Here is a 16509-nt window from a genome sequence, read left to right as displayed (position 1 = left end):
AATAGCAAAAAAGCCTCTGATTTCTCAGAGGCTTTTTCTTGAAAAAGTGGCGGAACGGACGGGACTCGAACCCGCGACCCCCTGCGTGACAGGCAGGTATTCTAACCAGCTGAACTACCGCTCCACACGGTATTATCGAATTAAATTCAATAACTAAAAATTAATTAGGCGGAATGGACGGGACTCGAACCCGCGACCCCCTGCGTGACAGGCAGGTATTCTAACCAGCTGAACTACCACTCCGCAACTGGTAAGGCGAATAATACGGATTTTGCGCTAAAGCGTCAAATAATTTTTCACGAAACGAATTTATTTGCTTATTTTAAAATCAAATAAATCAAGTAATTAGTGAATTTGTTCCGATTCCGTTTCATTCGGGCGCATCCAAATACAATTCCCTTTGGATTTCTTATCAATCAGTTTGAGATATTCTTCATGCGCTGCCTGCTCTTCTTCACTCAGTTGTAACACAATTAAACCGCTTGTTTCAAACTTCGTTATCGTACCTAAACCGAGATCTGTAATATTTTCATGATTCGCACTGGCATCCTCTTCACCTAATAACGCCAGCTGCCCGCCTGTCATTATCAGGAATACATCAGCCAGAATCTCCGCATCCAGTAACGCCCCGTGAAGCACACGTTTACTGTTATCAATGCCTAAACGATCGCACAATGCATCTAAGTTATTACGCTTGCCCGGATACATTTTTCGAGCAACCGCAAGACTATCGGTCACACTGCACATTTCAGCCGTCTTCGGCGGTGGGTTTTCCAAATAAGAAAACTCTTGATCCATAAATGCCACGTCGAAGGGGGCATTATGAATGATTAGCTCTGCACCTTTAATAAATTCAATAAATTCGTCCGCAACTTCGGCAAACACAGGCTTATCTTGCAAAAACTCATTGGTAATGCCGTGAACTTTAATCGCCTCTTCTTCTACTTCTCGTGGCGGTTTAATATAGACGTGAAAAGTACGGCCGGTTAAGCGACGGTTAATCACTTCAACCGCACCGATTTCAATAATATTATGTCCAATTTGTGGTGGTCCGCTAAAACTCATACCGGTTGTTTCGGTATCCAGCACCACCTGTCTTACTATCGGTTGTTCACTCATTTTATTGCCTAATCAAAAGATGCAAGCGGTCGGATTTCAAAGAAAATTTGCAAATTTTCACCAAAATCCGACCGCTTATTCAAGTATTACTTCGCAATACGTTTATATTTGATACGGTGAGGTTGCGTTGCCGCATCACCTAAAGTTTTCTTCTTCCACTCTTCGTAATCAGAGAAGTTACCTTCGTAGAAGGTCACTTTACCTTCATCGCCGTAATCTAAAATATGGGTTGCGATACGGTCTAAGAACCAACGGTCATGCGAGATAACCATTGCACAGCCCGGGAATTCTAAGATCGCATTTTCTAACGCACGTAAAGTTTCAACGTCCAAGTCATTGGTCGGTTCGTCTAATAACAATACGTTACCGCCACGTTGCAGAAGTTTCGCCAAGTGTAAACGACCGCGTTCACCACCGGATAACTCACCCACGCGTTTTTGCTGATCTACACCTTTAAAGTTGAAACGACCGGCGTAAGCACGGCTTGGAATTTCAAAGTTACCGATAGTCAGAATATCTTGACCGTTCGATACTTCTTCCCATACGGTTTTCTTATCGTCCATCGAATCACGGAACTGATCTACCGAAGCTAATGTAACGGTTTCACCCATTACGATTGAGCCTGAATCAGGCTGTTCTTGACCTGAAAGCATACGGAATAAGGTCGATTTACCCGCGCCGTTGGCACCGATAATCCCTACGATCGCACCTTTTGGAATCGAGAATGACAAATCATCAATCAACGTGCGGTCGCCGTAAGATTTGGTTAAGTTACTCACTTCGATAACTTTATCACCTAAACGTGGACCAGGTGGAATAAAGAGTTCGTTGGTTTCGTTACGTTTTTGATATTCGCCCGAATTAAGCTCATCAAAACGTGCCATACGTGCTTTACTTTTCGCTTGGCGACCTTTAGGGTTTTGACGTACCCATTCCAACTCTTTCGCAATCGATTTTTGACGTGCAGATTCAGCTGCCGCTTCTTGTTCTAAACGTTTCTCTTTTTGCTCTAACCAAGAAGAATAGTTGCCTTCCCAAGGAATACCTTCACCACGGTCAAGCTCTAAGATCCAGCCTGCTACGTTATCTAAGAAGTAACGGTCGTGGGTAATCGCTACTACTGTACCTTCATAGTCATGTAAGAAGCGTTCTAACCACGCTACCGATTCCGCATCCAAGTGGTTGGTCGGTTCGTCTAACAATAACATATCCGGTTTTTCGAGTAATAAACGGCAAAGCGCCACACGACGGCGTTCACCACCCGATAAATGTTCGATTTTCGCATCCCATTCCGGTAAGCGTAACGCATCCGCCGCACGTTCTAATTGGTTATCAAGATTGTGACCGTCATGTGCTTGAATAATCGCTTCTAAGTTAGCTTGCTCTGCCGCTAATTTATCGAAATCCGCATCCGGATCGGCATATAACGCATAAACTTCATCTAAACGAGTTAACGCATTTTTTACTTCCGAAACCGCTTCTTCAATTGCTTCACGCACAGTTTGTTGCGGATCTAATTTTGGTTCTTGCGGTAAATAACCGATTTTAATACCCGGTTGCGGACGAGCTTCACCTTCAAACTCTTTATCCACGCCCGCCATAATACGTAATAGCGTTGATTTACCCGCACCGTTTAAACCAAGTACCCCGATTTTTGCGCCCGGGAAAAAGCTTAAAGAAATATCTTTAAGAATATGACGCTTCGGCGGCACAACTTTGCCGACACGATGCATCGTATATACAAATTGAGTTGACATTATGTATTCCTCATAGAAAAAATCTTATCTATTTTACTTGAAAACAGGGGCGAAATATAGGGATTCCTACATTTGCAAATTTTTCATAAAATCCGACCGCTTGTTGTAAGATATTTCGCCAAATATACGCTAAAGACTATAATTAAACCTATGGAGATATCACTATGCTAAAGAAAACCTTTCCTCTTATCACAGCACTTTTATTAAGCTTTCCCATGACAACGTCTGCAAATGAAAGTAATCAGCAAGTTGTAAACCAATCTGTCACAGTAGAAAAAGCACAAGGCGTCTGGATTGACGTACGTACTGCAGAAGAATTTGCCGCAGGACATATTGAAGGCGCAATCAATATCCCGGTTGAACAAATTGGTGCCAAAATCCATCAACTGACAGAAGATAAAGATGCACCGATTCACTTATATTGCCGTTCAGGGCGTCGTGCTGATATCGCATTAACTGAATTACAGAAGCTGGGTTATCGCCAAGTAACAAACCACGGAGGCTACCAAGATTTATTGCATAAAGGTATAAAATAATTGCAAAAAAACTGCACAAAAGACCGCTTGTATTGCGGTCTTTTGTCTTTTTACAAGCAAGGAAGGCCATTTAATAGGAAATATTTTGTAAGAAGCTCCCTTTTATTGCGTCCAATTTGCGCAACTTATTTTATGCACAACTTATTATTCTTATAATTTATAAAAGGAGACTTTAATGAAAAAACTTGCTTCACTTTCAGCTATTATGATGGGCTTAGCGCTTATGGTTAACGCACATGCAAATGAAATGAAAGATTCTCATCATATGATGAAAGATGACAAAATGATGTCTGACAAACACATGATGAAAGACGACAAAATGATGTCTGATAAACACATGATGAAAGACGACAAAATGATGTCTGATAAACACATGATGAAAGACGACAAAATGATGTCTGACAAACATATGATGAAAGACGACAAAATGATGTCGGATGAAGATATGATGAAAGATGACAAAATGATGTCAAAAAAACATAAAAAGAAAATGATGAAAAAAGCTAGCCAATAAGTAATATTAATCAAAAAGGGCTGCTTAAAGTATTCATACTCTAAAACAGCCCTTTTAAATTTATCTCAAATTATTCGCCAGTGAACGGCTCAGAAAAACGTTCGATTTTCGCACCAATTCCACGTAATTTCTCTTCAATATGCTCATAACCACGGTCGATATGATAAATACGATCAACAATAGTTTCACCTGAAGCAATACAACCTGCTAATACTAAGCTAATTGACGCTCGTAAGTCTGTCGCCATCACTTCTGCTGATTTTAATTTTTCTACACCGTGACAAATTGCAGTATTACCTTCGATTTCACCTTTAGCTCCCATACGGTTTAATTCGGGAATATGCATAAAGCGATTTTCAAAAATCGTTTCAGTAATACGGCTTGTACCTTCCGCCACAACATTCAACAGAGTAAATTGCGCTTGCATATCAGTTGGGAACCCCGGGTGCGGCATGGTACGAATATTTACCGCTTTCGGACGCTGACCTTTTGAATCTAAGGTAATCGTATCTTCGGTTACAGTAACTTCCATACCAGCTTCACGTAATTTTTCAATTACAGCGTCTAATGTATCCGCCTTAGTTCCTCGACAAGTAATTTTACCGCCTGAAACCGCAGCTGCGACTAAGAATGTACCGGTTTCAATACGGTCGGCAACCACACGATGTTGGCAGCCGGTTAAACGTTCTACGCCTTCAACCGTAATAGTATCCGTACCTGCACCTGAAATTTTTGCACCCATGGCATTTAAGAATAATGCTGTATCAACAATTTCAGGCTCACGAGCCGCATTTTCAATCACTGTTGTGCCTTCCGCTAAAGTACCCGCCATCATCACTGATAAAGTTGCACCAACACTCACTTTATCCATATAAATGCGTGCGCCTTGTAAGCGGCCGTTTGACGTTGCTTTCACATAGCCTTCATCCAGCTCAATTACCGCACCCATTTTTTCTAAGCCCGAAATATGCATGTCAACTGGACGCGCGCCAATCGTACAACCGCCCGGTAATGAGACTTGACCTTCGTGGAAACGTGCTACAAGTGGCGCTAACGCCCAAATTGAAGCACGCATGGTTTTTACTAATTCATAAGGCGCAACGTAGTGATCAATATGACTTGCATCAATTTGTACCGCTCCGGTCTCATCACGCTCAACTACCACGCCTAATTTACGTAAGATTTTAAAAGTCGTGTCCACATCCTTAAGATCTGGCACATTCGTTAAAGTAACAGGTTCGGTAGCCAAAATGGCTGCAAACAAAATTGGAAGTGCGGCATTTTTAGCACCTGAAATATCAACCGTCCCACTTAATGTAAAAGGACCGTGAACACGAAATTTTTCCATTATAAAATCCTTAGAAATAAATAACTGATAATAATGGATCATGTACAAAACTCAAGCGGTCATTTTTGCAAATTTTTTTACAAAATCGACCGCTTAGCTATCATTATCCACTATTCATCGAATAGGCTAGCTTACCATATTAAGTAAGCGATCTTTTTTCCACTGCTCTGTCGAGAAAACTTTAATCGTCAATGCGTGGATAGCATTTGTTGCAAAATATTCACCTAATGGTGCATATACCGCTTGTTGTTGTTTTACTTTTGATAATTGTGCTAATTCATCACTGACAACGATTACGCCATAATGTGAATTCTCACCCTGCGCATGAATCTCCGCTGCTGTCGGTAACGCATTTCTTAAAATTTCTTCGAGTTGTTTTGGTTCCATGTGCTTATAATTCCTTAAGCGTTTTCACAACATAATTTGCTTTTATCGCAAACTATAAATCGATTTAGCCATTCTGATAAATCAAATAATTCCGCTAGTGTTTTCACTGTTTCAGGACTATTGATTAACCAGTTCGGCGTCTGTTTCTGATAATGATTGAGCAATTCAGCAAGCAATGTAAAACCGGCGGAATCAACACGCTCAAGATCTTTTAAATCCCAATAGATATGTTGGTTACCTTTCGGCGATAAAAAAGAAGCACGTTGCTTCCAAAGCGGAAGCAACGTGTCTCGAGTTAATTCGCCTGACAATTTTACAAATAGGCTTTCATTATTCTGCTGAACGCCCCATTGTAATGTTTTTTGTGGCTTCATAAAACTAAAATTATTTACTTAATGTAATCGGTTGTTTAGCGGATTGCGCAACTTGTGCAGTTAAAGCATCAATCCCTTTTTGACGTAAGACGCCGCTCCACTCATTTTGTTTGGTCGCAACCATACTTACACCTTCCGCAGCCATATCATATGCTTGCCATTCACCAGTTTTGCTGTTTTTACGCCATTTAAAATCTAATTTGATTGGCGCAGCGTTGCCTGATGATAACACATTTACACGAATGCTTACGATAGATTTGTCACCTACCGGTTTCTCGCTTTCAATTTGCACTTGTTGGTCTTGGTATTGCGTTAACACTTGTGCGTATGATTGTTCAATAAATTGACCGAAAGCAGTAAAGAATTGCTCACGTTGTGCTTCTGACGCAGAAGAAAGCGATTTACCTAACACTAATTGGCCTGCATATTTCACATGCACACGAGGCATTAAATCATTGCGAACAATGGTACGTAAATATTCCGGATTCGCCTTAATTTTACTTTGATTCGCCTTAATATCGTTAAAGAGTTTATCTGCTGTTTGTTGCATTAAAACGTATGGGCTTGTTTCAGCAAATGCTTGTGCTGAGAATAATGTTGCGACTGCTACAAAACCAGTTACGATTACTTTTTTGATGTTTTTTAACATTTAAAATCTCCAAATGTAAGGTGGTCTTCCCACCCGAAATAAAATATCACTCAGTGAAAATCACTGTGTAATTATTGTGCTTTAGGCTCTGTTTCGCCTTCCGCTTTTTCTCCGTCAGTTTTATCTGATTTTTTATCGCCATATAAGAACTGACCGATTAAATCTTCCAACACCATTGCTGAATTTGTATCAGCAAAGCTACTGCCTTCTTTCATATACTCCGTTTCACCTTCTAACATGAAACCGATATTTAAAGCGATATATTGTTCACCTAGAAGACCAGATGTTTTAATTGAAAGCGAGCTAGTATCAGGAATTTTATTAAAATCTTCATTCACTGCTAAAGTGACTTTAGGCGTATAGGTTTGTGCATCTAAATTAATTTCAGCAACACGTCCTACAACTACGCCTCCGACCTTAATCGGCGCACGGACTTTTAGTCCCCCGATGTTATCAAAAGTTGCGTAAAGAGTGTAAGTCTTCTCTGAGGTAAAACCTTGTACATTCGCAACACGCAAGCCTAAAAATACTAAAGCCGCTAAGCCAAGTAATACAAATAAGCCCACCCAAAATTCATATTTAATTGATTGACGCATTGTCTTTTCCTTTGTGAATTAACCACCGAACATGATAGCGGTCAAAATAAAATCAAGTCCTAGCACAACTAATGAAGCGTGTACCACGGTTCTTGTTGTTGCTTGGCTAATACCTTCTGAAGTTGCAACAGAGTCATAACCGTTAAATAATGCAATCCATACTACGGCAAAAGCAAAAATAATACTTTTAATAAAGCCGTTAATTAAATCGCTCCAATCTACCGAGTTTTGCATTACCGACCAAAAGCTACCACCATCAACACCTTTCCAATCGACACCAACTAGCGAACCGCCCCAGATGCCGATTGCGGTAAAAATTGCCGCTAAAATAGGCATAGAAATCACACCAGCCCAAAAACGTGGTGCAATAATTCGTCTTAGCGGATCAACAGCCATCATTTCAAGGCTTGATAGCTGTTCCGTTGCTTTCATTAAACCGATTTCTGCAGTTAACGCTGAACCTGCACGCCCAGCAAAAAGAAGTGCTGTTACTACAGGCCCTAATTCTCTTAGTAACGATAATGAAACAAGCGTACCTAAACTGGTTTCGGCTGCAAAATCGACTAATACCACATAACCTTGCAAGCCTAATACCATACCGATAAATAAGCCTGACAGCATAATAATGAGTAGAGACTGAACCCCTAACACATATAATTGCTTAATTAATAATGGTGTATGCTTACGAAATTGCGGTTTGCCGATCAATGCGCCAAACAACATAAAGGTTGCTCGCCCAAACGCTCGTATAAAACTAATCACAGAAGAACCGATGCCACTAATAAAATTAATCACTGAATAGCTCCTCCGTATATTCTTTAGCCGGATAATGGAAACGAACCGGACCGTCCGCTTTACCTGCTAAGAACTGAACCACTTGCGGATCTTGACTTGCCATCAATGCTTCCGGCGTACCTTCAGCAATCACGCGCTTATCCGCTACAATATAAGCATAATCAGCAATACTCAGCACTTCCGTTACATCATGTGAAACCACAATTGACGTTAAATTTAATGCTTGGTTGAGTTTTCTGATTAACTCGACAATTACGCCCATACTAATCGGATCTTGTCCGGTGAACGGTTCATCATACATAATTAATTCAGGATCCAGCGCTATTGCTCGCGCTAACGCTGCTCGCCGCGCCATTCCGCCCGAAAGTTCCGCCGGCATTAATTGCGCTGCACCGCGTAACCCGACCGATTCTAACTTCATTAGCACTAATTTTCTAATTAATGCTTCCGGTAATCTTGTATGTTCACGAATAGGGAAGGCAACATTATCGAAGGTAGATAAATCAGTAAATAATGCCCCTGATTGAAATAACATACCCATACGCTGACGAATTTCATAAAGCTTTTTATTGGACGCTTTACATACATCTTCGCCATCAAATAATATCTGCCCTTTTTCAGGAATAATCTGCCCGCCGATTAAGCGGAGTAAAGTCGTTTTACCAATTCCTGACGGCCCCATAATCGCGGTAACTTTACCTTTCTGCACCCGCAGATTTAAGTTGTCATAAATCACCCTTTCACCCCGACTAAAGGTGAGGTTTTTCACTTCAACTAAGTATTCATTATCTCGCATTGGAATTTTCTTTAGTAATTTATATAAAACATAAAATGGTTGGCAATACTCTATTAACCGCCACATAAAGTCAAAGGATTTTTAACTTTTGACAGAAAATGTACAATTTAATAACCATTTTTAATAAACTTTTGCATAAGTAATTGATTATTTTTTAGCTAGACACTTGCTTTTTGAAGGAACCACCACCAAATTAGGTGGTCTGAATGGACACGAGCTACCTTTGAAGCTCGTTGAATTTTTTGACACAAAAAAGGATAAATATAAATGAATAAAGTAATGAAAAAATCGATCTTAGCTTCACTAGTATTAGGTCTCGGTTTATTTTCAGTTCCAGTAACGGCACAAGCGACATTACCGACAGCCGTTGAAGGTCAGCCTCTACCAAGTTTAGCTTCTATGATTGAAAAAGTTCGTCCGGCGGTAGTTAGTATTTCAGTAGAAGGAAAAACGGAAGAAAGAGCCCGTTATCGTCGTGATATTCCGGAAGAATTTGAATTTTTCTTTGGCCCTGATATGTTTGGTGAACGTAGTGCACCGCGTAATTTCCGTGGGCAAGGTTCAGGCGCAATCATCAATGCCGAAAAGGGTTATGTAATTACGAATAACCACGTGATTAAAAATGCGGACAAAATTACGATTAAATTAGAAGACGGTCGAGAATTTAAAGCGAAATTATTAGGCTCAGATCCACTATCGGATGTGGCTTTAGTACAAATTGAAAATCCTAAAAATTTAGTTGAATTAAAATTTGCTGACTCTGATAAGTTACGTGTCGGTGATTTCAGTGTAGCTATCGGTAACCCATTCGGTTTAGGTCAAACCGTAACTTCAGGTATTATTTCAGCGTTAGGGCGTTCAACCGGTAATTCAGACGAAGGTTACGAAAGCTATATTCAAACGGATGCAGCAGTAAACCAAGGTAACTCGGGTGGTCCGTTAATTAATTTAAATGGTGAGTTAATCGGTATTAATACTGCGATTATTTCGCCAAGCGGTGGTAATGCCGGTATTGCTTTTGCGATTCCGAGTAATATGGCAAACAGCCTCGTGCAACAAATCATTGAATTTGGTGAAGTTAAACGTGGTATGCTAGGTATTAAAGGCGGTGAATTAAACGCTGATTTAGCAAAAGAATTCAAAATTGATGCACAAAAAGGCGCATTCATTAGTGAAGTTTTAGCTGATTCTGCTGCTGCGAAAGCCGGTTTAAAAGCAGGCGATGTAATTACTGAGTTAAACGGTAAAAAAATCAATAGTTTCAGCGAATTACGTGCCAAAGTTGCCACCTCAGGTCCAGGTACAGAAATTGAGCTAACGTACTTACGTGACGGTAAAGAAGAAAAAGCGAAAGTAACGCTTCAATCGGACAGCGCTGACAGCACAGCGAAAAACAGTAAAAATACAACCAAAGCAACCACAAAAGATATTATTCCGGCGTTAAAAGGTGCTGAATTTGCTAACCTTGATAAAGACGGTGTAAAAGGTATCGAAATTGCAAAAGTAACTAAAGGTTCGATTGCTGAAAACCGAGGTCTAGCGGAAGGCGATATTATCGTTGGTGTAAACCGTGTCAAAGTAGACAATATCAAGCAATTACGTGAAGTGTTAGATTCGAAGCCTTCTGTTATCGCATTAAATATTCTACGCGGTAATTCAAACTTCTACTTAATCCTTCAGTAATAAGGCATAAAAAAATCCCACCAGTCGGTGGGATTTTTTATTGCTCAAAGATCTGTTTAAAATCTAAATCGGACTGTCGGAATCTAAAGCCATTTGCCAATAATTTTGTGGGAACAAGCGGTTGATTATCCAATAATAATTGCGAACGCTCGCCTAAAATCAATTTAAGTATAAACGCTGGCACGGCAAACCACGCACAACGTTTCAAATAAGCAGCTAAACGAGCGTTAAATTCTGCATTCGTAACCGGATGAGGTGCAACGAGGTTAAATGGACCTCTGCAATTTGCATTTTTCAATAAAAATAAGACCGCTTGTATGTGATCTTCCAAAGCAATCCACGCCCAATGTTGCTGCCCAAAGCCAAGCTTACCGGCTAAATTTAACCGATATAACGGCAACATTTTTAGTAATGCGCCACCCTGTGGAGCAAGCACCATTCCCGTTCTAATTAAACATACTCGTGTTCTTGGACTCTCCGCCTGTAATGCTACCGCTTCCCATTGTCGACAAAGCTCTGCACTAAAATTCGTACCACAAGCTGCAGATTCATCCATTAAGGAGTCAGAACGAACATTGCCGTAATAACCGGTTGCTGAACCTGAAATAAAAGTATGTGGGGGAGTTTGACTTGCCTGAATCAGTTTTACTAATAATGACGTGATTTGTAGGCGGCTCTCCGATAACCGCTGTTTTTGTGCCGAAGTCCACGCTCGCTCAAAAATCGGCTCTCCAGCCAAATTAATGACAGCATCAAATCCGTTCAAATTCGTAAAACTTGCAAGATTTTGACAAAATTCGACCGCTTGCGTAAAAGTAACCTTTGGATTCGATTGGCGGGTAACCAGTGTTAATGAATGTCCTTGCGCTAATAACGCCTCGACTAAACGCTGTCCGATAAAACCCGTTCCGCCGGTAATTAAAATTTTCATTAGAGCGATGACTCAAATAACTCAGTAATATTTTGGATTAGATCTTCCATGGCTGTTGAGCGTGTTGGAGTAATAAAAATCGTATCATCACCGGCAATCGTGCCTAAAATGCCTTCGCTTTTTCCCATTGAATCCAATAAACGAGCAATTAATTGTGCTGCGCCCGGACTAGTTTTTACGACAATTAGCACATCATTATAATCAATATCAACGACTAAATTCTTTAAAGGGCTGGAGGTTGTCGGCACACCTAATTCGGCAGGTAATTGATAGACCATTTCCATCTTGGTATTACGTGTTCTTACCGCACCGAATTTAGAAAGCATACGTGATACTTTAGACTGATTAATATTTTCAAAGCCTAATTCTTGCAATGCATTCACAATCTCGCCTTGAGAACCGAATTTTTCTTGTTTTAGCAACGCTTTAAATGCTTCTGATAAATTATCAAGCTTTTCCATCTCATCTCCCTTATGCAATATTGCTTCGATTAGAAGCATAATTTTTGCTTACAAGTACCAAAAAATCAATCTAAATCAAACATTAGAAAAATTTTTCCCAGAGATTCGTTTTATTTAGCATCAATCTTAACAAATGTTTGTTAAACTTAGCCTAGTTTTATTTTATAACCATTATTGATTAGGAGTTGTTTATGAAAGTTGCACTTTTAGGCGCTGCAGGTGGGATCGGGCAAACTCTTGCTCTCTTACTAAAACTTCGTTTACCTGCCGGAACGGATCTTGCGTTATATGACATTTCGCCGGTCACTCCAGGTATTGCGGTAGATATCAGTCACATTCCAACATCGGTAAATGCTGTCGGCTATTCAGGTGAAGATCCGAGTGAAGCACTTAAAGACGCTAATCTTGTCCTATTAACTGCGGGTGTTGCACGTAAACCGGGTATGACTCGTGCGGATCTCTTTAATATTAATGCGGGCATTATTAAAAACTTGGTTGAAAAAGTCGCTGAGGTTTGCCCGAATGCTTGTATCGGTATTGTTACAAACCCAGTAAACACACTTGTTCCAATTGCTGCTGAAGTATTACGTAAAGCTGGCGTATATGACAAACGTAAATTATTCGGTGTAACAACACTTGACGTTGTTCGTGCAAAAACATTTACGTCCGAATTAAAAGATAAAAATGTCGAAACGGTTAAAGTACCTGTTATCGGCGGTCACTCTGGTCCAACTATTCTGCCGTTACTTTCTCAGGCACTTGCGGAAGGACTTCCGGTTTCATTTAGCCAAGAAGAGATTGAGTCATTAACTTATCGTATCCAAAATGCCGGTACGGAAGTAGTGGAAGCAAAAGCTGGCGGTGGTTCCGCAACACTTTCAATGGCAGAATCAGGCGCACGTTTTGCGGTAGCAGTATTCAAAGCATTATTAGGTGAAGACTGCGTACGTTATGCTTATGTAGAAAGTAAAGAAGGTTCAGATTATCCGGAATTCTTTGCGCACCCAGTAAGATTCGGTTTAACAGGTGTAGAAGAAATTCTGCCAATCGGTAAATTAAGTGAATATGAACAAACAAAATTAAACGAAATTAAACCGATTCTTAAAGCGGATATTGAATTAGGGAAAAATTTTGTAAATTCATAACTTGATGTTTATAAAAGGGTTGAGCAATTCAACCCTTTTTTATAAACTCAAGCACGGCAATAAGTATTAATTGCCGTCTATAATATACAAGGATTTATGTATGAAAGCGCATTTATTTTCTTTAATGGCTCTTGCTGTAACGATTACGGCTTGTAGTTCAAATCAACCGGTTCAAATCGTTAAAGAACCTTCTACTAAAACGGAATATACTCCGGCTCGCAATCCACATTCCACTCAACAAGCCTTACCCGCAAATGTCACCGCAATCTGTGTAGATGGAAGTTATTCAACTTCACCGGTAAATGAAGCTTGTGTTGGCAACGGTGGCGCAAAACACATTATTTCTCGTTATCATTCTGAGTAATAAAAATAAACAAGCGGCCATCTTTTAATGAAATCTTGCAAAGTTTTCATTAAAAATGACCGCTTATATTTATAGATTATAATTAACCTAAAATTTTTGCTAATTCAGCGCTTACTTCTTCAACCGGTTTTGTGCCGTCTAAACGCTCATAACGTGTATTACCCGCTTCAGCTTCTGCTGTATAGTAAGCAATTAATGGTTTAGTTTGTTTGTGATAAATAGCTAAACGTTCTAATACTGTTTCAGGCTTATCATCTTGACGAATAATTAAATCTTCGCCGGTTACATCATCTTTACCTTCAACTTTCGGTGGATTATAAACTACGTGATAAGTACGGCCTGACGGTTGGTGTACACGACGACCGCTCATACGCTCAACAATCACTTCATCCGCTACATCAAACTCTAATACTAAGTCAATTTTAACGCCTGAATCTTTTAATGCATCCGCTTGCGGAAGCGTACGTGGGAAACCATCTAACAAGAAGCCATTTGCGCAATCCGGTTGCGCGATACGATCTTTTACTAATGCAACGGTTAATTCATCCGGTACTAATTTACCTTCATCCATTAACGCTTTTGCTTGTTTACCAAGCTCTGTACCTTCTTTAATTGCCGCACGGAACATATCGCCTGTTGAAATTTGCGGAATACCAAATTTGTTCATAATAAATTGTGCTTGTGTACCTTTACCTGCACCCGGCGCACCTAATAGGATAATTTTCATTGTAAAGCCTCTTGAAAATAAAAGATGAATGAATAAAAAAGCTAAGGCAGTAACCTTACCGATTACTGCCTTAAATTGCAAATTTTTTACTAAATTTGGCCGCTTGTAAAAAGTTGAAGCTCAAATAAATTTAAATTTACCGTAAAGCTATATTTCCCATTGACAATACAATTCTTATTGATAATAATTCCCGTTATCTTAAATTGTACTCTATATTCATAAGGATCTATTGTGAAAAGAAATCAACTCACTATTGCAGTATTAGCCGCTATCAGTTCATTTGCTTATGCAAATCCAGAACAATCAAAAGAAACGATGGAGTTATCTGAAATTGTTGTAACCGATCGTCAAGGTGCTAAAGTGCAAACCAATATTGTGACACTAGCTGAAAAAAATGAACGTACTGAAACAGATTTACGAGGTTTACTTTCAAAAGAACCTTCAATTGAATTTGCCGGAGGTAATGGTACATCTCAATTCTTAACCATTCGTGGTATGGGGCAAAACTCGGTAGATATTAAAGTGGATGGCGCATCATCTGATAGCCAAATTTTATATCACCAAGGACGTTTTATTATTGATCCATCACTCTTAAAAAGTGTTTCGGTACAAAAAGGTGCTGGTTCAGCAAGTGCTGGTATTGGTGCCACAAACGGTGCGATTATCGTAAAAACGGTTGATGCTTTAGATCTCTTGAAAAATAGTGAGCGTGATTACGGATTTAAATTAAATAGCGGTTACTCTAGCAATGATGGCCACTCTTATGGTGCAACAGTTTTTGGTAAAGCAGGTAACTTTGATGCATTACTTTCTTTCAACCGCAATGACGAAGATAATTACAAAGCAGGTAGAAACTTCGTAAACGGCTTAGATGGTAGCAATAAAGTTCCTTACAGCGGATTAGATAAACGTAATTATATTGCTAAATTGGGTGCAACTTTTGGTGATCATCGTTTTGTATTAAGTCATTTACAAGATCAACATCGTGGTGAGCGTTTAGTACGAGAAGAGTTCGCTACATTTAGTGCAGCCAATAATCCTCGTCTTAGTGTTGCTCGCCAATCACCATCTTATCGAGAAACAACCTTAAGCAATACCAATCTTGAATATATCGGTAAAAACTTAGGTTTTATTAATGAATTAACTGCAAATGCGTATTTAATGAAGAATAAACGCTATTCTGCTGATGATAGCGGTTGTGGATATTGCGGTAGCGTTAAAGGCCCTACAACAACTGTAATTAAAACTCAAGGTGCGAATGTAAACTTTGATTCATTCATTGGTGAAGACATCTTAGTTAAATACGGTATAAATTACCGTAATCAGGAAATTGAACCGCATACTAAACGCCCATTTGTAACTAATAATCCGGAAAAAACCGATACTGGCGCTTACGTTGAGATGATTAGTGGTATCAACGATTTCACCTTTACAACCGGTTTACGTTACGATTATTTCGATATGAAAGCGAATGACGGTGTGAAAGCGTCTGATGGTAAATGGAATCCAAGTGTCGGTTTAATTTATCAAGCAACACCTGAATTAAGTCTGAGTGCAAACCATAACTATGCATCACGTAGCCCTCGTTTATACGATGCATTAATGGTTGGCTTAAGACGTGTATCAGTAGATCCAAATATCGAAGCAGAGCGTGCGCGTAATACTGAAATCGGTTTCAACTATAATAATGGCGACTTTACTTTTGAAGGTAGCTACTTCTGGCAAAAAGTAAATAACTTAATTGTTAACCCTCAAGCAAGACATGATGCAAATGGCAATATCATTAACGGTATTACACAAGCAGTAAATGACGGTTACTCTAAAAACCACGGTTATGAGTTAAATGCTGCTTATCGCTATGAAGGCTTAACCGCTCGCTTCGGTGTATCAGAAAGCAAACCAAGATTCTACTTAAATGATACAAAAGTTAATTCTACTTTAAATCCAGAATTTGCCGTACAAGTAGGTCGTACTTGGACTGCAGGTTTAGCTTATCGCTTTGAAAACCCTAATTTAGAACTAGGTTGGAAAGGTCGTTATGTAGAAGATGAAGATGGCTATGCACTAGCGAATGCAGACGAAACTATCGCAAATACACATCGTGATAGCTATATCAACCATGATTTCTACGTTAACTGGAAACCATTGAAAAACGATAGCTTAAATGTGAATTTGGCATTAAATAATGCATTCAATAAATTCTATTATCCACACAGCCAACGTGGTACAACTTTACCGGCTGTTGGACGTGATTTCCGTCTAAACGTAAACTATACTTTCTAAACTTAGTTATAAGAAAGTTGTAAATAAATAATTAGCCCCCTAAA

General features: G+C 39.5%; 18 protein-coding genes and 2 tRNA genes. 6 read left to right on the top strand and 14 right to left on the bottom strand.

The features are described 5' to 3' along the window. Positions 1 to 47: 47 nt before the first annotated feature. From ASU1_RS00350 to ettA, 4 genes are all read right to left on the bottom strand, one after another. Positions 48 to 124, bottom strand: a tRNA-Asp gene (locus ASU1_RS00350). Between the two features lie 45 nt (positions 125 to 169). Continuing rightward, positions 170 to 243: transfer RNA gene (locus ASU1_RS00345), tRNA-Asp, on the bottom strand. Between the two features lie 102 nt (positions 244 to 345). Beyond that, positions 346 to 1119: a DNA polymerase III subunit epsilon gene (gene dnaQ / locus ASU1_RS00340; RefSeq protein ID WP_014990897.1), complete on the bottom strand. Its 774-nt coding sequence runs from the start codon at positions 1117 to 1119 to the stop codon at positions 346 to 348. Between the two features lie 86 nt (positions 1120 to 1205). Next, positions 1206 to 2876, bottom strand: coding sequence for an energy-dependent translational throttle protein EttA (ettA, locus tag ASU1_RS00335; protein ID WP_014990896.1), 1671 nt, complete (start codon positions 2874 to 2876; stop codon positions 1206 to 1208). Positions 2877 to 3040: 164 nt separating this feature from the next. On the opposite strand from ettA, the gene ASU1_RS00330 reads away from it, so the two are divergent. Together ASU1_RS00330 and ASU1_RS00325 are read left to right on the top strand one after the other, a co-directional pair. Further along, positions 3041 to 3412 carry a rhodanese-like domain-containing protein gene (locus ASU1_RS00330; RefSeq protein WP_014990895.1) on the top strand — a complete coding sequence of 124 codons (372 nt, stop codon included), beginning with the start codon at positions 3041 to 3043 and terminating at the stop codon, positions 3410 to 3412. Positions 3413 to 3587: 175 nt separating this feature from the next. Then, positions 3588 to 3926, top strand: coding sequence for a hypothetical protein (locus ASU1_RS00325; RefSeq protein ID WP_014990894.1), 339 nt, complete (start codon positions 3588 to 3590; stop codon positions 3924 to 3926). A gap of 70 nt (positions 3927 to 3996) precedes the next feature. Here the strand turns inward: ASU1_RS00325 and murA are convergent, their stop codons facing one another. From murA to mlaF, 7 genes are all read right to left on the bottom strand, one after another. Beyond that, the gene (murA, locus tag ASU1_RS00320; RefSeq protein ID WP_014990893.1) at positions 3997 to 5274 is read right to left on the bottom strand and encodes a UDP-N-acetylglucosamine 1-carboxyvinyltransferase; all 1278 of its coding nucleotides are present in this window, start codon (positions 5272 to 5274) and stop codon (positions 3997 to 3999) included. A 126-nt stretch (positions 5275 to 5400) separates the two neighbouring features. Then, entirely contained in the window at positions 5401 to 5661 is a 261-nt protein-coding gene (locus ASU1_RS00315) for a BolA family protein (RefSeq protein WP_014990892.1), read from the bottom strand. Positions 5662 to 5675: 14 nt separating this feature from the next. Then, positions 5676 to 6035: an STAS domain-containing protein gene (locus tag ASU1_RS00310; RefSeq protein WP_005624571.1), complete on the bottom strand. Its 360-nt coding sequence runs from the start codon at positions 6033 to 6035 to the stop codon at positions 5676 to 5678. Between the two features lie 10 nt (positions 6036 to 6045). Then, complete coding sequence (gene mlaC / locus ASU1_RS00305) at positions 6046 to 6684, bottom strand: phospholipid-binding protein MlaC (RefSeq protein ID WP_014990891.1); 639 nt, start codon at positions 6682 to 6684, stop codon at positions 6046 to 6048. Between the two features lie 71 nt (positions 6685 to 6755). Next, positions 6756 to 7280 (bottom strand): outer membrane lipid asymmetry maintenance protein MlaD, encoded by a 525-nt coding sequence (mlaD, locus tag ASU1_RS00300; RefSeq protein WP_005624567.1) that lies wholly within the window; start codon positions 7278 to 7280, stop codon positions 6756 to 6758. Positions 7281 to 7298: 18 nt separating this feature from the next. Next, a complete protein-coding gene (mlaE, locus tag ASU1_RS00295; RefSeq protein WP_014990890.1) occupies positions 7299 to 8075 on the bottom strand; it encodes a lipid asymmetry maintenance ABC transporter permease subunit MlaE in 777 nt (258 codons plus the stop codon). Further along, positions 8068 to 8871 carry a phospholipid ABC transporter ATP-binding protein MlaF gene (mlaF, locus tag ASU1_RS00290; protein WP_014990889.1) on the bottom strand — a complete coding sequence of 268 codons (804 nt, stop codon included), beginning with the start codon at positions 8869 to 8871 and terminating at the stop codon, positions 8068 to 8070. The genes mlaE and mlaF overlap by 8 nt, the downstream gene beginning before the upstream one ends. 267 nt (positions 8872 to 9138) lie before the next feature. On the opposite strand from mlaF, the gene ASU1_RS00285 reads away from it, so the two are divergent. Next, positions 9139 to 10554 (top strand): Do family serine endopeptidase, encoded by a 1416-nt coding sequence (locus tag ASU1_RS00285; RefSeq protein ID WP_039194766.1) that lies wholly within the window; start codon positions 9139 to 9141, stop codon positions 10552 to 10554. A 37-nt stretch (positions 10555 to 10591) separates the two neighbouring features. Here ASU1_RS00285 and ASU1_RS00280 read toward each other — a convergent pair whose 3' ends face one another. After that, positions 10592 to 11485: a TIGR01777 family oxidoreductase gene (locus ASU1_RS00280; RefSeq protein WP_014990887.1), complete on the bottom strand. Its 894-nt coding sequence runs from the start codon at positions 11483 to 11485 to the stop codon at positions 10592 to 10594. Next, positions 11485 to 11946 (bottom strand): transcriptional regulator ArgR, encoded by a 462-nt coding sequence (gene argR, locus ASU1_RS00275; protein ID WP_014990886.1) that lies wholly within the window; start codon positions 11944 to 11946, stop codon positions 11485 to 11487. The genes ASU1_RS00280 and argR overlap by 1 nt, the downstream gene beginning before the upstream one ends. A gap of 191 nt (positions 11947 to 12137) precedes the next feature. Between argR and mdh the strand changes: the two genes are divergently transcribed. Together mdh and ASU1_RS00265 are read left to right on the top strand one after the other, a co-directional pair. Then, positions 12138 to 13091: a malate dehydrogenase gene (mdh, locus tag ASU1_RS00270; protein WP_014990885.1), complete on the top strand. Its 954-nt coding sequence runs from the start codon at positions 12138 to 12140 to the stop codon at positions 13089 to 13091. Between the two features lie 100 nt (positions 13092 to 13191). Next, positions 13192 to 13455, top strand: coding sequence for a hypothetical protein (locus ASU1_RS00265; RefSeq protein ID WP_014990884.1), 264 nt, complete (start codon positions 13192 to 13194; stop codon positions 13453 to 13455). Positions 13456 to 13537: 82 nt separating this feature from the next. Here ASU1_RS00265 and adk read toward each other — a convergent pair whose 3' ends face one another. Beyond that, entirely contained in the window at positions 13538 to 14182 is a 645-nt protein-coding gene (gene adk, locus ASU1_RS00260) for an adenylate kinase (protein WP_014990883.1), read from the bottom strand. 231 nt (positions 14183 to 14413) lie between these two features. Here adk and ASU1_RS00255 point away from each other — a divergent pair, with 231 nt between their 5' ends. Continuing rightward, positions 14414 to 16465: a TonB-dependent siderophore receptor gene (locus ASU1_RS00255; RefSeq protein ID WP_014990882.1), complete on the top strand. Its 2052-nt coding sequence runs from the start codon at positions 14414 to 14416 to the stop codon at positions 16463 to 16465. Positions 16466 to 16509 lie beyond the last annotated feature (44 nt).

This window comes from Actinobacillus suis ATCC 33415 (genome assembly GCF_000739435.1).
Classification (GTDB): domain Bacteria; phylum Pseudomonadota; class Gammaproteobacteria; order Enterobacterales; family Pasteurellaceae; genus Actinobacillus; species Actinobacillus suis.
The sequence above is the reverse complement of the archived record's forward strand: the minus strand, read 5'-3'. Positions and strand labels throughout refer to the sequence as shown.

Excerpts from the sequence above, each read along its gene's own strand:
- dnaQ (WP_014990897.1), bottom strand. The coding sequence starts at position 1,119 with ATGAGTGAACAACCGATAGTAAGACAGGTGGTGCTGGATACCGAAACA.
- ettA (WP_014990896.1), bottom strand. The coding sequence starts at position 2,876 with ATGTCAACTCAATTTGTATATACGATGCATCGTGTCGGCAAAGTTGTG.
- ASU1_RS00330 (WP_014990895.1), top strand. The coding sequence starts at position 3,041 with ATGCTAAAGAAAACCTTTCCTCTTATCACAGCACTTTTATTAAGCTTT.
- ASU1_RS00325 (WP_014990894.1), top strand. The coding sequence starts at position 3,588 with ATGAAAAAACTTGCTTCACTTTCAGCTATTATGATGGGCTTAGCGCTT.
- murA (WP_014990893.1), bottom strand. The coding sequence starts at position 5,274 with ATGGAAAAATTTCGTGTTCACGGTCCTTTTACATTAAGTGGGACGGTT.
- ASU1_RS00315 (WP_014990892.1), bottom strand. The coding sequence starts at position 5,661 with ATGGAACCAAAACAACTCGAAGAAATTTTAAGAAATGCGTTACCGACA.
- ASU1_RS00310 (WP_005624571.1), bottom strand. The coding sequence starts at position 6,035 with ATGAAGCCACAAAAAACATTACAATGGGGCGTTCAGCAGAATAATGAA.
- mlaC (WP_014990891.1), bottom strand. The coding sequence starts at position 6,684 with ATGTTAAAAAACATCAAAAAAGTAATCGTAACTGGTTTTGTAGCAGTC.
- mlaD (WP_005624567.1), bottom strand. The coding sequence starts at position 7,280 with ATGCGTCAATCAATTAAATATGAATTTTGGGTGGGCTTATTTGTATTA.
- mlaF (WP_014990889.1), bottom strand. The coding sequence starts at position 8,871 with ATGCGAGATAATGAATACTTAGTTGAAGTGAAAAACCTCACCTTTAGT.
- ASU1_RS00285 (WP_039194766.1), top strand. The coding sequence starts at position 9,139 with ATGAATAAAGTAATGAAAAAATCGATCTTAGCTTCACTAGTATTAGGT.
- ASU1_RS00280 (WP_014990887.1), bottom strand. The coding sequence starts at position 11,485 with ATGAAAATTTTAATTACCGGCGGAACGGGTTTTATCGGACAGCGTTTA.
- argR (WP_014990886.1), bottom strand. The coding sequence starts at position 11,946 with ATGGAAAAGCTTGATAATTTATCAGAAGCATTTAAAGCGTTGCTAAAA.
- mdh (WP_014990885.1), top strand. The coding sequence starts at position 12,138 with ATGAAAGTTGCACTTTTAGGCGCTGCAGGTGGGATCGGGCAAACTCTT.
- ASU1_RS00265 (WP_014990884.1), top strand. The coding sequence starts at position 13,192 with ATGAAAGCGCATTTATTTTCTTTAATGGCTCTTGCTGTAACGATTACG.
- adk (WP_014990883.1), bottom strand. The coding sequence starts at position 14,182 with ATGAAAATTATCCTATTAGGTGCGCCGGGTGCAGGTAAAGGTACACAA.